Annotated in this window: 12 protein-coding genes; 3 read left to right on the forward strand and 9 right to left on the reverse strand. The window is 46.8% G+C overall.

The features are described from left to right. Nucleotides 1–31: 31 nt before the first annotated feature. The 5 genes from IEN92_RS08425 to scpA are packed head-to-tail and all read right to left on the reverse strand — an operon-like array spanning nucleotide 32 to nucleotide 7,338. Nucleotides 32–499 (reverse strand): VOC family protein, encoded by a 468-nt coding sequence (locus IEN92_RS08425; protein WP_216162665.1) that lies wholly within the window; start codon nucleotides 497–499, stop codon nucleotides 32–34. Nucleotides 500–514: 15 nt separating this feature from the next. Beyond that, nucleotides 515–2,551 (reverse strand): acetyl-CoA carboxylase biotin carboxylase subunit, encoded by a 2,037-nt coding sequence (gene accC / locus IEN92_RS08430; RefSeq protein ID WP_216162668.1) that lies wholly within the window; start codon nucleotides 2,549–2,551, stop codon nucleotides 515–517. A gap of 15 nt (nucleotides 2,552–2,566) precedes the next feature. Beyond that, the gene (locus tag IEN92_RS08435; RefSeq protein WP_215376570.1) at nucleotides 2,567–4,099 is read right to left on the reverse strand and encodes an acyl-CoA carboxylase subunit beta; all 1,533 of its coding nucleotides are present in this window, start codon (nucleotides 4,097–4,099) and stop codon (nucleotides 2,567–2,569) included. Between the two features lie 10 nt (nucleotides 4,100–4,109). After that, nucleotides 4,110–5,135, reverse strand: a complete 1,026-nt coding sequence (gene meaB, locus IEN92_RS08440) for a methylmalonyl Co-A mutase-associated GTPase MeaB (RefSeq protein ID WP_215376567.1) — start codon at nucleotides 5,133–5,135, stop codon at nucleotides 4,110–4,112. Between the two features lie 16 nt (nucleotides 5,136–5,151). After that, on the reverse strand, nucleotides 5,152–7,338 hold the full coding sequence (scpA, locus tag IEN92_RS08445; protein WP_216162672.1) for a methylmalonyl-CoA mutase: 2,187 nt from the start codon (nucleotides 7,336–7,338) through the stop codon (nucleotides 5,152–5,154). A gap of 94 nt (nucleotides 7,339–7,432) precedes the next feature. Between scpA and IEN92_RS08450 the strand changes: the two genes are divergently transcribed. Continuing rightward, nucleotides 7,433–8,071 (forward strand): GntR family transcriptional regulator, encoded by a 639-nt coding sequence (locus IEN92_RS08450; RefSeq protein ID WP_215376562.1) that lies wholly within the window; start codon nucleotides 7,433–7,435, stop codon nucleotides 8,069–8,071. Nucleotides 8,072–8,142: 71 nt separating this feature from the next. Here the strand turns inward: IEN92_RS08450 and IEN92_RS08455 are convergent, their stop codons facing one another. Both IEN92_RS08455 and IEN92_RS08460 read right to left on the reverse strand, forming a co-directional pair. Continuing rightward, on the reverse strand, nucleotides 8,143–8,496 hold the full coding sequence (locus tag IEN92_RS08455) for a cytochrome c (RefSeq protein WP_215376559.1): 354 nt from the start codon (nucleotides 8,494–8,496) through the stop codon (nucleotides 8,143–8,145). A gap of 17 nt (nucleotides 8,497–8,513) precedes the next feature. Next, nucleotides 8,514–8,876, reverse strand: coding sequence for a cytochrome c (locus tag IEN92_RS08460; protein ID WP_216162674.1), 363 nt, complete (start codon nucleotides 8,874–8,876; stop codon nucleotides 8,514–8,516). Between the two features lie 176 nt (nucleotides 8,877–9,052). On the opposite strand from IEN92_RS08460, the gene IEN92_RS08465 reads away from it, so the two are divergent. Continuing rightward, nucleotides 9,053–9,511 (forward strand): RidA family protein, encoded by a 459-nt coding sequence (locus IEN92_RS08465; protein WP_216162679.1) that lies wholly within the window; start codon nucleotides 9,053–9,055, stop codon nucleotides 9,509–9,511. Here IEN92_RS08465 and IEN92_RS08470 read toward each other — a convergent pair. Further along, the gene (locus IEN92_RS08470; RefSeq protein ID WP_216162681.1) at nucleotides 9,508–10,158 is read right to left on the reverse strand and encodes an NTP transferase domain-containing protein; all 651 of its coding nucleotides are present in this window, start codon (nucleotides 10,156–10,158) and stop codon (nucleotides 9,508–9,510) included. The two genes, IEN92_RS08465 and IEN92_RS08470, sit on opposite strands and share 4 nt — an antisense overlap. A gap of 56 nt (nucleotides 10,159–10,214) precedes the next feature. Here IEN92_RS08470 and IEN92_RS08475 point away from each other — a divergent pair, with 56 nt between their 5' ends. Beyond that, nucleotides 10,215–11,174 carry an XdhC family protein gene (locus tag IEN92_RS08475; RefSeq protein ID WP_216162684.1) on the forward strand — a complete coding sequence of 320 codons (960 nt, stop codon included), beginning with the start codon at nucleotides 10,215–10,217 and terminating at the stop codon, nucleotides 11,172–11,174. On the opposite strand, the gene parC is transcribed toward IEN92_RS08475, so the two are convergent. Next, the gene (gene parC, locus IEN92_RS08480) at nucleotides 11,171–13,561 is read right to left on the reverse strand and encodes a DNA topoisomerase IV subunit A (protein ID WP_255539826.1); all 2,391 of its coding nucleotides are present in this window, start codon (nucleotides 13,559–13,561) and stop codon (nucleotides 11,171–11,173) included. The two genes, IEN92_RS08475 and parC, sit on opposite strands and share 4 nt — an antisense overlap. Nucleotides 13,562–13,599: the final 38 nt, after the last annotated feature.

The following is a 13,599-nucleotide window of genomic DNA, read 5'->3' on the forward strand; positions in this document are numbered from 1 at the left end:
TAAGCCTTATTTGGTGATTTACAAGTCCAAATTATGAACTCAATTGTGCAATGACTTCCGCTGGCGCCTGAACAAGCTCGATTAGTACGCCCTCGCCGCTAATTGGGAACTCATCGTTGCCTTTGGGGTGTACAAAAGTGATATCAAAGCCAGCAGCACCCTTGCGTATACCGCCAGGGGCAAAGCGCAAACCATTAGCTGCTAGCCACTCTACCGCCTTGGGAAGATCATCCACCCATAAGCCTATGTGATTTAAGGGGGTTTGGTGAACTGCAGGCTTTTTTTCAACATCAAACGGTTGCATTAAATCAAGCTCAATCTCATGAGGCCCTTTACCAATTGCACAGATATCTTCATCCACGTTTTCGCGTTCAGAAACGAAGGTGCTTTTATATTCAAAACCTAAGAGATCAACCCAAAGCGTTTTGAGACGCTCTTTACTCTCACCACCAATAGCGATTTGCTGAATTCCTAAAATCTTAAATGGCTTAGCAGACATCTTTAACCCTTTTAATTATTCGAAGCGAATGATCAATTGATCTACCGCCAGACTATCGCCCTCATTGGCACAAATTTCTGCAACAACCCCATCTTGTATTGCTGATAAGGTGTTTTCCATCTTCATTGCCTCGATGGATGCCAATTTTTGCCCAGCAGTCACCGCTTCGCCCACCTTTACCGCAATCTTAGTAAGTAATCCTGGCATTGGTGACATCACTAATTTTGAGGTATCTGGTGGCAATTTAACTGGCATACGGCGTTGTAACTCTGCACCCAACGGGCTTAGAACCATACACTCATATTGCGCGCCATCGAGAACCAAATAGAACTTCACGCCTTTTCGTTCAACTTGGGCTGTCACTTTGCTGCTGCGATTAATCGTGGCATGCAAGCAAATTTGACCGGGGCGCCAATTGCTCTCAATGTCATAACGGCTTACGCCATCTGCTTCGTCAATGTATACAGAGTAAATGCCATCCTTGAGCTCAATACGCACCGGCACTTCATAGGGGTCATTCATAGAGCCCGATTTTTTACCCGTAACCACTACAAACTTCTTAGCAATCACCATCTCATGACCAGCCAATTGACCATCAATCATCTTGATGTGCTCAAGGTAGCGATAACGCATGAATGCCGCTAAAGCAGCGAGACGTTTTGGATCTACAGGTTGAACTGAATCCTTTTTAAAGCCCTCCGGGTATTCTTCAGCAATAAATCCCGTAGTGAAATCGCCATTGACGAATCGGGGGTGCTGCAACAACGCTGCCTGAAACGGAATATTCGAATGAATACCCCGAATTACAAAATCATTTAATGCAGAGCGCATTTTTTCAATTGCCTCAGAGCGATCCTTACCATGCACGATCAATTTGGCAATCATGGAGTCGTAAAACATCGGAATCTCCCCGCCCTCATAGACGCCAGTGTCAACGCGCACACCATGAACAGACTCTGGAGGGCGATACTTCACTAAACGTCCGGTTGATGGCAAGAAGTTGCGGAAGGGATCATCCGCATTAATACGGCACTCCATAGACCATCCATCCAGCTTCACATCAGATTGCTGAAAGGCCAGTTTTTCGCCAGCCGCAACGCGAATCATTTGCTCAACTAGATCTAAACCTGTAATGGATTCAGTTACGGGATGCTCAACTTGTAAGCGGGTATTCATCTCCAGAAAGTAGAAGGACTTATCTTTGCCCACAACGAATTCAACAGTACCCGCAGATTGATAATTCACGGCTTTTGCCAAGGCAACTGCTTGTTCACCCATGGCTTTGCGGGTGGCGGGATCGATAAATGGGGATGGTGCCTCTTCAATCACCTTTTGATGGCGACGTTGGATCGAGCAATCCCGTTCATTGAGGTACACCACATTGCCATGTGAGTCCCCTAACACCTGAATTTCAATATGGCGTGGGCCTTCAACAAACTTTTCGATGAAGATGCGGTCATCACCAAAGCTATTCATAGCTTCTGTTTTACAAGCTACAAATCCTTCTGCAGCTTCTTTATCATTAAATGCAACCCGCAAACCTTTGCCGCCGCCGCCAGCAGAAGCTTTGATCATGACGGGATAGCCAATGCCTTGAGCAATCTTCACGGCTTCTTCAGTTGTGGCGATCGCCTCGTTATGGCCAGGGATCGTATTCACTTTTGCCTCTAATGCCAATTTCTTAGAAGCAATTTTGTCGCCCATGGCTGCAATCGACTGATATTTAGGACCAATAAAGACAATGCCCTCTTCTTCACAGCGTTTTGCAAACTGCTCGTTTTCAGATAAAAAGCCGTATCCAGGGTGGACTGCTTGAGCCCCAGTGTCTTTACAAGCTTGAATAATCCGATCCATCACCAAGTAGGATTCCCTTGATGGCGCCAGCCCAATGCAAACAGCCTCATCAGCCATTTGTACGTGACGCGCTTCTTTGTCCGCCTCGGAATAAACAGCAACCGTCTTGATGCCCATCTTTTTAGCGGTTTTCATAACACGGCAAGCAATCTCGCCGCGGTTAGCAATGAGTATTTTCTTAAACATAGTGGTAGTCATTATGGGTTTGCGCCTTTACAGAGGAATATTGCCGTGTTTACGGGCAGGATTCTTCAAGTCTTTGTCTTTCAACATTGCCAATGAGCGGGCAATGCGTTTACGTGTTTCATGCGGCAAGATGACATCATCGATGTAACCACGACGCCCTGCTACAAATGGATTCGCAAACTTAGATTTGTACTCTGCTTCACGGGCAGTAATTTTTTCAGGATCAGATTTTTCTTCGCGGAAGATAATTTCTACTGCGCCTTTAGGACCCATCACGGCGATCTCAGCTGAAGGCCAGGCAAAGTTCACATCTCCTCGAAGATGCTTAGATGCCATCACATCATAGGCACCACCATACGCTTTACGAGTGATCAAAGTGACCTTCGGTACTGTGCAATCGGCATAGGCATATAACAACTTAGCGCCATGTTTAATGATGCCGCCGTACTCTTGAGCAGTTCCTGGCATAAATCCTGGAACGTCAACCAAAGTGACTACGGGAATATTGAAAGCATCGCAAAAACGCACAAAACGGGCTGCCTTAATGGAGGCCTTGATATCTAAGCAACCAGCTAACACCAATGGTTGGTTCGCCACAATACCAATGGAGCGACCTTCCATCCGAGCAAAGCCAATCACAATATTCTTGGCATAGTCAGGCTGCAATTCAAAGAACTCACCATCGTCCACAATCTTTTCAATCAACTCTTTCATGTCATAAGGCTGATTTGGGTTGGATGGCACTAAGGTATCTAAAGAGAAATCGGGCTCTTCTGTGCGATTAGCGCCTTTGATGAGCGGTGGTTTCTCGCGGTTCGAAAGCGGTAGGTAATTAAAGAAGCGACGCAGCATCATGATGGCATCAACATCGTTCTCAAACGCTAAATCACAGACTCCGGAAACGGTGGAGTGCGTTACTGCACCACCTAACTCCTCAGCGGTAACGTCTTCATGGGTCACTGTTTTGACAACCTCTGGACCAGTCACGAACATATAGGAACTATCTTTGACCATGAAGATGAAGTCGGTTAACGCTGGTGAATAGACAGCACCACCCGCAGATGGTCCCATGATTAAGGAAATCTGTGGGATCACGCCAGAGGCAGTCACGTTACGTTGGAAAATTTCTGCATAGCCGCCCAAAGATGCAACACCCTCTTGAATACGAGCACCACCAGAGTCATTTAATCCAATAACTGGAGCGCCGACCTTTAGGGCCTGATCCATGATTTTGCAGATCTTTTCTGCATGGGCTTCTGATAGAGAGCCGCCCAACACAGTAAAGTCCTGGGAGAACACAAACACCAAGCGGCCGTTGATCATTCCATAACCAGTCACAACACCATCACCTGGAACAGTTTGCTCAGCCATCCCAAAGTCGTGGCAGCGATGCTCTACAAACATATCCCACTCTTCAAATGTGCCAGCATCTAGCAACAACTCAATGCGCTCACGGGCTGTCAATTTGCCTTTCGAGTGTTGAGCCGCAATGCGCTTTTGCCCACCACCTAATCGGGCAAGTTCGCGCTTAGCTTCTAGTTGTTGAATGATGTCCTTCATTTCCTACTCCTTAGAAAAATTCATGTCCCATGGACTCCAATAGGCGTCTTGCTGCTACTGAAGCTGCCATAGTTCCTTGATTTACTTGTGCACTTAAGATTGGTAATAACTCCTGGACTGCTGGATTATTTCGAAACGCCGTTTTTAATCCTGCATCAATGCGATCCCACATCCATGCACCAGCTTGTTGCTTGCGACGACTCTCAAACTTGCCATTCGCTCTTTGTAATTTTTCAAAATGGCTCACCTTGTCCCACAGCTCAGGTACGCCCTTGCCTTCGAGGGCGCTGAGGGTAATGACGGTAGGATGCCAAAATTCTTGGTGATGGGAAGCATGGTCTGGATTGCCTTGAAAGCCCAGTAAGCGGAGTGAGCTAGTAATAAATAATTGCGCTCGCATCGCTGCATCTGGATCAATGTCGACCTTGTTAATTGCAATCAGATCTGCAATTTCCATAACGCCTTTTTTAATCGCTTGAAGATCATCGCCTGCATTAGGCAATTGCAATAAAAGGAACATGTCGGTCATACCAGCCACAGCAATTTCACTTTGACCCACGCCAACAGTCTCGACGATGATGATGTCAAAACCTGCGGCTTCCGCAACTAGCATCGCTTCGCGAGTTTTTTCGGCAACGCCACCTAGGGTGCCGGAAGACGGACTGGGTCGAATGAATGCATCTTCTAAGACTGAGAGTCGCTCCATGCGGGTTTTATCACCCAAGATTGAGCCGCCAGAAAGACTTGAAGATGGGTCAATTGCCATGACAGCAACACGATGACCCTTTTCAATCAGATATAAACCAAGAGTTTCAATGAGCGTGGATTTACCAACGCCCGGCACTCCAGAAATCCCAAGGCGAAATGATTTTCCTGTCTTTGGCAGCAAGGTATTGAGAACGTCGTCTGCACGCTTGCGATGATCTAGCCGAGTGGATTCCAGCAAGGTAATGATCTTCGCTAATGCACGACGCTGTTGAGGCGATGGTGCACCCGTAAGATCTTTGACTAAATCCTGGTCAGCAGCTTCCAGCATGCTTTGCAATCTGCAATTAAGTTGGTTTTACAGATTTGCGGATTTGCTCAAGCACATCCTTGGCAGAAGCCGGAATCGGTGTGCCTGGGCCATAGATTCCTTTGACTCCAGCCTCATAGAGGAACTCGTAGTCTTGTCGTGGAATCACACCACCAACGAACACAATGATGTCATCTGATCCTTGTTTCTTCAATTCCGCAATGATGGCAGGCACTAAAGTTTTATGGCCTGCAGCCAAAGTTGAAACCCCTAATGCATGCACGTCATTTTCAATAGCTTGGCGTGCGCACTCTTCGGGGGTTTGGAACAAAGGTCCAATGTCTACGTCAAAGCCTAAGTCCGCATAAGCAGTTGCTACGACTTTAGCGCCTCGGTCATGACCATCTTGACCTAACTTGGCAATCATCACGCGTGGGCGTCGACCAAAGTCTTTTGCAAAGTCCGCAATTTCTTCTTTGAGTTTTTCCCAACCTTCGGCTGAGTCATAGGCAGCTGCATACACACCGGTCACCTTTTGAGTATCGGCGCGATGGCGCCCGTAAACTTTTTCTAATGCATCAGAAACCTCACCAACCGTGGCGCGCAAGCGAATCGCATGCACAGCTAATTCCAACAGATTGCCGGTATTGCTTTCGGCTGCTTTGGTGAGTGCATCTAATGCGGCTTCTACTTTTTTAGTATCTCGTTTTGCTCTGATCTCTTGAAGAAGAGCAACCTGACCGTCACGGACGCGATCGTTATCGATCATCAAGACATCGACCAGATCTTCTTTTGCGAGTTTGTATTTATTGACACCCACAATGACATCGGAGCCCGAATCGATCTTGGCTTGTTTTTCAGCAGCAGCAGCCTCAATCTTCAATTTGGCCCAACCGCTTTCAACCGCCTTAGTCATGCCGCCCATTGCATCGACTTCTTGAATGATTTCCCAAGCTTTATCAGCCATTTCCTGTGTCAGGTTCTCCATCATGTAAGAGCCAGCCCAAGGATCAATAACACTCGTGATATGGGTTTCTTCTTGAAGAATTAATTGAGTATTACGTGCAATGCGGCTAGAGAATTCCGAAGGTAAAGCAATTGCCTCATCAAATGAATTCGTATGTAATGACTGTGTGCCACCAAATACAGCAGCCATTGCCTCGACGGTTGTTCTCACCACGTTGTTATAGGGATCTTGCTCAGTTAGTGACCAACCAGATGTTTGGCAATGGGTACGCAACATCAACGATTTTGGGTTCTTTGGCTCAAATGACTTCATGATGCGCCACCACAATAATCTGGCGGCCCGTAATTTTGCGACCTCTAAATAGAAGTTCATACCAATCGCAAAGAAGAACGACAAGCGACCAGCAAAGCCATCGACATCCAATCCTTTAGCTAAAGCAGTTTTTACATACTCCTTACCATCAGCCAAGGTGAAGGCCAATTCCAATACTTGGTTAGCACCAGCCTCTTGCATGTGGTAACCCGAAATCGAAATCGAGTTGAATTTGGGCATGTGTTTTGCGGTGTACTCAATGATGTCGCCAATAATGCGCATCGAGGGCTCTGGCGGGTAAATATAGGTGTTACGCACCATGAACTCTTTCAGAATATCGTTCTGAATAGTTCCTGAAAGTTGCTCCTGCTTCACACCCTGCTCTTCACCTGCAACGATGTAACCTGCGAGCACTGGAAGTACCGCACCATTCATGGTCATAGAAACAGAAACTTTGTCCAATGGAATGCCATCAAACAGAATTTTCATGTCTTCTACTGAATCAATCGCTACACCTGCTTTACCCACATCACCCGTTACACGAGGATGATCAGAGTCGTAGCCGCGATGTGTTGCTAAGTCAAATGCGACGGAAACACCTTGACCACCAGCTGCTAGCGCTTTGCGATAAAACGCATTGGATTCTTGTGCCGTTGAAAAACCTGCGTACTGACGAATCGTCCAAGGGCGCACTGAATACATCGTCGCCTGTGGGCCGCGCACAAACGGCTCAAATCCTGGCAATGTATCCGTGTAATTCAGACCCTCAGTATCAGCCGACGTATACAAGGCTTTCAGCTTGATGCCATCTGGGGTGTTCCAGCCTAAGCTGTTGATATCACCATTGGGCGCAGATTTCTGCGCAGATTTTTTCCAGGCTTCCAAATTGCTATCTGGTACTGCAGGCCATGGATTTTTTGATGAACTGTTGTTATCTGAACTCACAAAACACTCCTGGTGTGGGTTGTTGCATTCCTAGCGAATTTCGCAATTTTGCTTGACTATTGCTCATTTGTCTAGCTATCATGTATTCATAATTATGAATACAAAACTTATTAACAGACCCCTTTATGAAGATGTGGCTGACCGGCTACGGGAGCAAATCTTTAGCAAACAACTAGCTCCAGGCAGCTGGCTAGATGAGCAAGCTTTGGCTGAGCAGTTTGGCATTAGCCGTACACCAATGCGAGAAGCCATTAAGGTACTCGCTTCTGAAGGCTTAATCACGATGAAGATGCGTCGTGGAGCCTACGTTACTGAAGTCAATCGAGAGGATTTGGAGCAAATTTTCACTGTCCTATCGCTTTTAGAGTGCCAAACCGCTCGCGAGGCTGCTACAAAAGCAAGCGAGGATCAGCTCAACCTACTCGATCATTTGCACCATCGTCTTGAAAAGGCAGCTGCTGACCGTGATATCGAGCAATTTTTTGAAATTAATGGCAAATTTCATGAGCTAATCCAAGAAATTGCAGGTAATCGCTGGATGAATGGCGTGATTGCAGACTTACGAAAAGTTCTCAAACTCCATCGGAAAGACTCATTAACGAGTACTGGAAGACTGCAAAGCTCACTGCTAGAGCATCGTGAGATTCTCAGGGCCATCCTCAAGCGTGATGAGTTAGCAGCGGAAGCCGCCATGCGGAAGCACTTTTCCAGAGGCCTAGAGGCTTTACGATAAGGTATAAACCTATAAAAAACAAAGGCTTAGAGTATTAATCTAAGCCTTTGAATCAAGATGGTTTGTCGTGCTTATTTCTTAATCACGAAATTTCCAGGCAACGAAGAAATATATGCGGCGATATCTTGCATGTCCGCATCAGAGAATGCCTGTACCTGGGAGCCCATTACCGCATTATTGCGACCAAATTGAGCGTTGGCATTTCCAACCTTATAAGCCTTCAGGGCGTAATACAGGTAATCTGGATACTGACCTGCAAGCTTAGGGTAGATAGGCAAAATTGGTGCATTCAGACCAGCGCCATGACAAGAAGCACAATTGGCTTTCTCAACTAGGGCTTGACCTTTATCTGCATTGGCAGCAATGGCAACATTCGTCAAACCAATGCTCGATAGCAATACTGCAGTAACTAGTGCGACTTTCATAAAAATGCCTCTAAATATCACTTCAATGGGTTGTTAGGTGAGCTGGCAGTTTGCGCAGCATAGTATTCGCCGATATCAGCCATGTCTTGGTCTGACAAGCTTGTAGCGATGGAACGCATCGTTGGATGTTTTCTCTCACCCTTCTTGTATTCAGCCAATGCTGTAGCAATGTAACCAGCGTTTTGTCCGCCGAGCATTGGCACTCTGTAAACCAAAGGATAGTCAGCACGATAGTCTGGAATGGAGTGGCAACCAGTGCAAAGCCAAACCTTGGCATTACCAGCAGCAGCACTGCCCTTCACCTCATCAGCTTGAGCAGCAACAGCAGCAAAAGCCAAACCAGCAATAAGCAATCGAGGAAGAATTGTTAGTTTTTTCATAGAAATCATTATTAATGAGTTTGATTTAAATCAATTTGCAAGAGTATAGCGGAGAGACCGTTCCTTCACCATTCTTTAGGGATTTCTGGGGCAAAAATCCAAGAAAACACTAAAAAATAGAGAAGAAAACCGCTTCCCAGTAAGATTCAAGATCTACCCAATCTGGACACAAAATCATGAGCAACGCCATTCTTGACCGCCTCAAATCCCTGGGAATTGACTTACCCCCTCCAGGCCCTCCTGCTGCTTCCTACGTCATGGCCGCAACTTCTGGGAACACTGTTTTTCTGTCTGGTCATATCGCCAAGAAAGATGGCAAGGTATGGGTTGGAAAACTTGGAGAGAATATGGATACCGAAACGGGCAAATCTGCCGCGAGATCCATTGCGATTGATTTGATGGCTACCTTGCAAAATCACTTGGGATCATTGGATAAAGTTAAGCGCATTGTCAAAGTCATGGGCTTAGTGAACTCTACCGCTGATTACACAGAACAACATTTAGTCATCAATGGCTGCTCAGAATTGCTCTTTGAAGTATTTGGCGATGCAGGCAAACATGCTCGGAGTGCATTTGGGGTAGCCCAAATTCCCCTTGGTGCCTGTGTTGAAATTGAATTAATCGCAGAAATTTAAGGGCACTGTAAGTTCAGTTTTTGGATGTCGGCCTCTGTATCGACATCCAAAATATAAGCCGCTCGATGAGTTTCAAAGGCTTGAACTAGTTCTGGATGTGCATCCATATAGGCTCGGCAGACCATGCCTGGTACGGCCAATATCTCCCCAATTGCTTTCCTAGAAAACACTACTGGGTTGCCACGTTGCCCGTCGATGATCGGCAAAATAATTTCGCTCCCTACATCACGGCCTTCAAATTGATTCAGTAATGCAGTGATATCAGTATTAGAAATTTCAGGCTGATCAGATAGGGCAATCAGCAAAGCATCGTAGTCGCCACGAAGGGATTCAATACCCAAGCGGACCGAAGATGATTGGCCTTGCTGTGGATGTGAATTGCGAATGACCGATGCATGAAGATTCATTTCATTCTGGAGTAAGGCCAACTCCGATTCAATAGCTGGTGCATGAAATCCTGTAATTACCAAAAACTCAGCAAGGGAAAATGGTTTGATGGCCTGAAAGAAGCGCCTCAATAAGGATTGACCATCTTTTTTCAGCAATCCTTTGGGTATCGAACCCAGGCGACTTCCCTCTCCCGCTGCCAGAAGGAGAACAGCTAAACGCAATGGAACAGAGTGTGTTGGCTTACCCAAAGAAGTCATTAGAGTGATAATAAATAGGAATCTAGAACAATAAACAATAAAAGACGAACTTTTGCATGAATAGTACCGACCTTAGCGTTCTCCAATCTGCCGTCTCTTGGCTTAAGTCTGGACACCCGGTAGCCATTGCGACCATTGTCCAAACTTGGGGATCGGCACCCCGCCCCGTTGGCTCATGGTTAGCTATTCGCGAAGATGGGCAAGTAGCAGGCTCCGTTTCCGGAGGATGTGTGGAGGATGACTTAATCCGTCGCGTGCAATCGGAAATTTTGAATCGCGATGTTCCTCAGATGGTGGTCTACGGCGTGAGTCAACAAGAAGCAGCTCGCTTTGGCTTACCGTGTGGCGGAACTCTCCGCCTTCTCGTCGAACCAAAACCAGAGCTGGCTGTTTTAGAGAAATTGCTTGAGCAAATATCTGCGCATCAAATCACCCGTCGCACCGTCAATTTAAGTACCGGTAAATCCACCCTCGAGAGCGGATCACGCCATGATGAATTTATCTGCACTGAAAATGAGATTACCACTAGCTATGGACCACGCTGGCGCATGGTGATTATTGGCGCCGGGCAACTGTCACAGTACACCGCAGATTTTGCGCTTGCATCAGACTTTGATGTCGTCGTGATTGATCCACGTGAAGAATATGCCGAAGGACTCAATCGCAGTGACGTTACTTTTATCAAGGGGATGCCAGATGATGTATTGCTAGAGATCGGGGTAGATTCTCATACGGCTATCGTAGCATTAACCCATGATCCCAAGCTGGATGATATGGCTTTACTGGAGGCCCTACGTTCACCGGCCTTTTATGTAGGCGCCTTAGGGAGTCGCAAGAATACTCAAAAACGCAAAGAGCGTCTTTTAGAGTTTGACCTTTCACCAGAACAGCTTGATCGACTATATGGCCCGGTTGGACTTTATATTGGCGCCCTCACTCCACCAGAAATCGCTGTATCGATTCTGGCAGAAGTCATTGCCGTGAAATACGGCATCAGCGTTCCTCAGAAAACTTAGTTTGCTGTTAGTTTGCCGTCTTTGAGACGCGGCTCAACAAAGTGTCCTTTACGAGCTCGATTACCAGCAAACGATTTCAGCGTCTTAGCATCCAGACTTAATTCAGTGGGCTTACCAGCGCGTCCAGCACCAGAATAAGTAGCGCCATCTGGGCCAACTGCAATCGCGCTTGCTAGAGATTCTTGATCGTCTAGCCCCATCAAAATCACTCCTTTACCACCAGTTGGTAAACGTTTGAGTTCATCCAATGGGAAGACGAGTAATTTAGACGCCGCAGATAAACAAGCGACTTGTTTCATGCCCACTTGCACCTTGGCGGCGCCCAGTGGTGCATCACCTGGATGCTTGGCATCAACGCTGATGAATGATTTACCGGCCTTATTGCGGGTACTCATATCTGCGACATTGGCCAGGAATCCGTAACCCGCTTTAGTCGATAACAAAACCAAGTCATCCATCTGACCAGCATAGTAAGCAACCATTTGTGAGCCAGGGGCTAAGTTCACGAAACTCGTTAATGGCGAACCATCACCGCGGGCTCCAGGGAGCTCGCTCACAGGGACGGTATACACACGACCATCACTACCAAAGCCCTGTATGACATCTACCGTACGGACCTCGAAGGTGGCATACATGGCATCACCAGCTTTAAAGGCGAATTGCGTCTGATCGTGCTCATGACCCTGGCGCACACGAACCCAGCCTTTTTGCGAAACGATCACTGTGACGGGCTCATCGATGACTTTGGTTTCTGCAACAGCACGCTTATCTTCCTGAATGAGGGTCCGGCGCTCATCACCAAAATCCTTCATATCAGATTCAATCTCTTTCACAATACGCTTGCGCAGTACTGCGTCGCTTTGCAAGAGGCCTTCTAAATCATCACGTTCAGCCTTCAGCTCTTTCAGCTCTTGCTCAATCTTGATACCTTCAAGACGGGCCAGCTGACGCAAGCGAATATCCAAGATGTCTTCTGCCTGACGATCACTCAGTTTAAATTCTTTGATCAGATCAGCTTTGGGCTCATCACTATTACGGATGATCTTAATGACCTTATCAATATTCAGAAGCACGGTTAAACGCCCTTCTAAAATATGCATGCGGTCTTTGACTTTACCCAAACGGTATTGGGTACGACGCGTGACAGTAGCAACCCTGAACTCTACCCACTCAGTCAAAATCTCTTTGAGACCCTTTTGTCGCGGGCGACCATCGTTACCAATCATCACCAAATTCATTGGCGCATTGCATTCCAGTGAGGTATGAGCCAATAAGAGGTTGACAAACTCATTCACATCAATATTTTTACTCTTGGGCTCAAATACCAAACGAACCGCAGCATCCTTGCTAGATTCATCGCGAACGCCATCAAGCACATTCAAAATAGTTGACTTGAGATTGTTTTGTTCCGGAGTCAGAGTCTTTTTACCAACCTTCACTTTTGGATTGGTAATTTCCTCAATCTCTTGCAGAACCCGCTGCGATGAAGTAGCTGGTGGTAATTCGTTTACTACTATTTGCCATTGACCACGGGCCAACTCTTCTACTGACCAACGAGCGCGCACTTTAATGCTGCCACGACCTGTCTCATAGATCTGTGCAATCTCAGCGCCTGAGGAAATAATCTGTCCACCGCCTGGATAATCTGGCCCAGGCATGATGGCTAGCAAATCCGCTGTAGATAACTTAGGCGACTTCATTAAGGCAATCGCAGCAGAGGCAACTTCACGAAGGTTATGGGATGGAATCTCTGTAGCCATACCCACTGCAATACCAGAGGCACCATTGAGTAAAACAAATGGCAATCGTGCTGGCAATAACTTGGGTTCTTGGAAAGAACCGTCGTAGTTTGCGGCGAAATCCACTGTTCCTTCGTCAATTTCACTTAACAGCAAACCTGCAATTTTGGTTAGGCGAGCTTCGGTGTAGCGCATTGCTGCCGCACCATCACCATCACGCGATCCAAAGTTTCCTTGGCCATCAATGAGTGGATAACGCAATGAGAAGCTTTGGGCTAAACGAACTAATGCATCGTATGCGGATTGGTCGCCGTGCGGATGAAACTTACCGAGTACATCTCCAACGACTCGCGCACTCTTGACCGGTTTAGCGTCAGCACGCAAACCCATCTCACTCATCGAGAACAAAATGCGGCGCTGAACTGGCTTTTGACCATCGGCAACCTCAGGCAGAGCACGGCCTTTGACAACGCTAATGGCGTAATCTAAATACGCGCGCTCAGCATAGACCGCTAGCGTCAAACTATCTTTGTTATCTTCATTCAGATCAATAGTCTTTGGATCATGGGGATCTTTAGGACCATTGCCGCCTTTTGAATCGGAGGATATTTTGCTTGAAGGTGCCTCTTGCACTTCAACAATATCCATTTCAATGGGACTGGAGAATAAATCGGCTTGTTCTGTGG

Source organism: Polynucleobacter sp. MWH-Creno-3A4 (assembly GCF_018881885.1).
Taxonomy (GTDB): domain Bacteria; phylum Pseudomonadota; class Gammaproteobacteria; order Burkholderiales; family Burkholderiaceae; genus Polynucleobacter.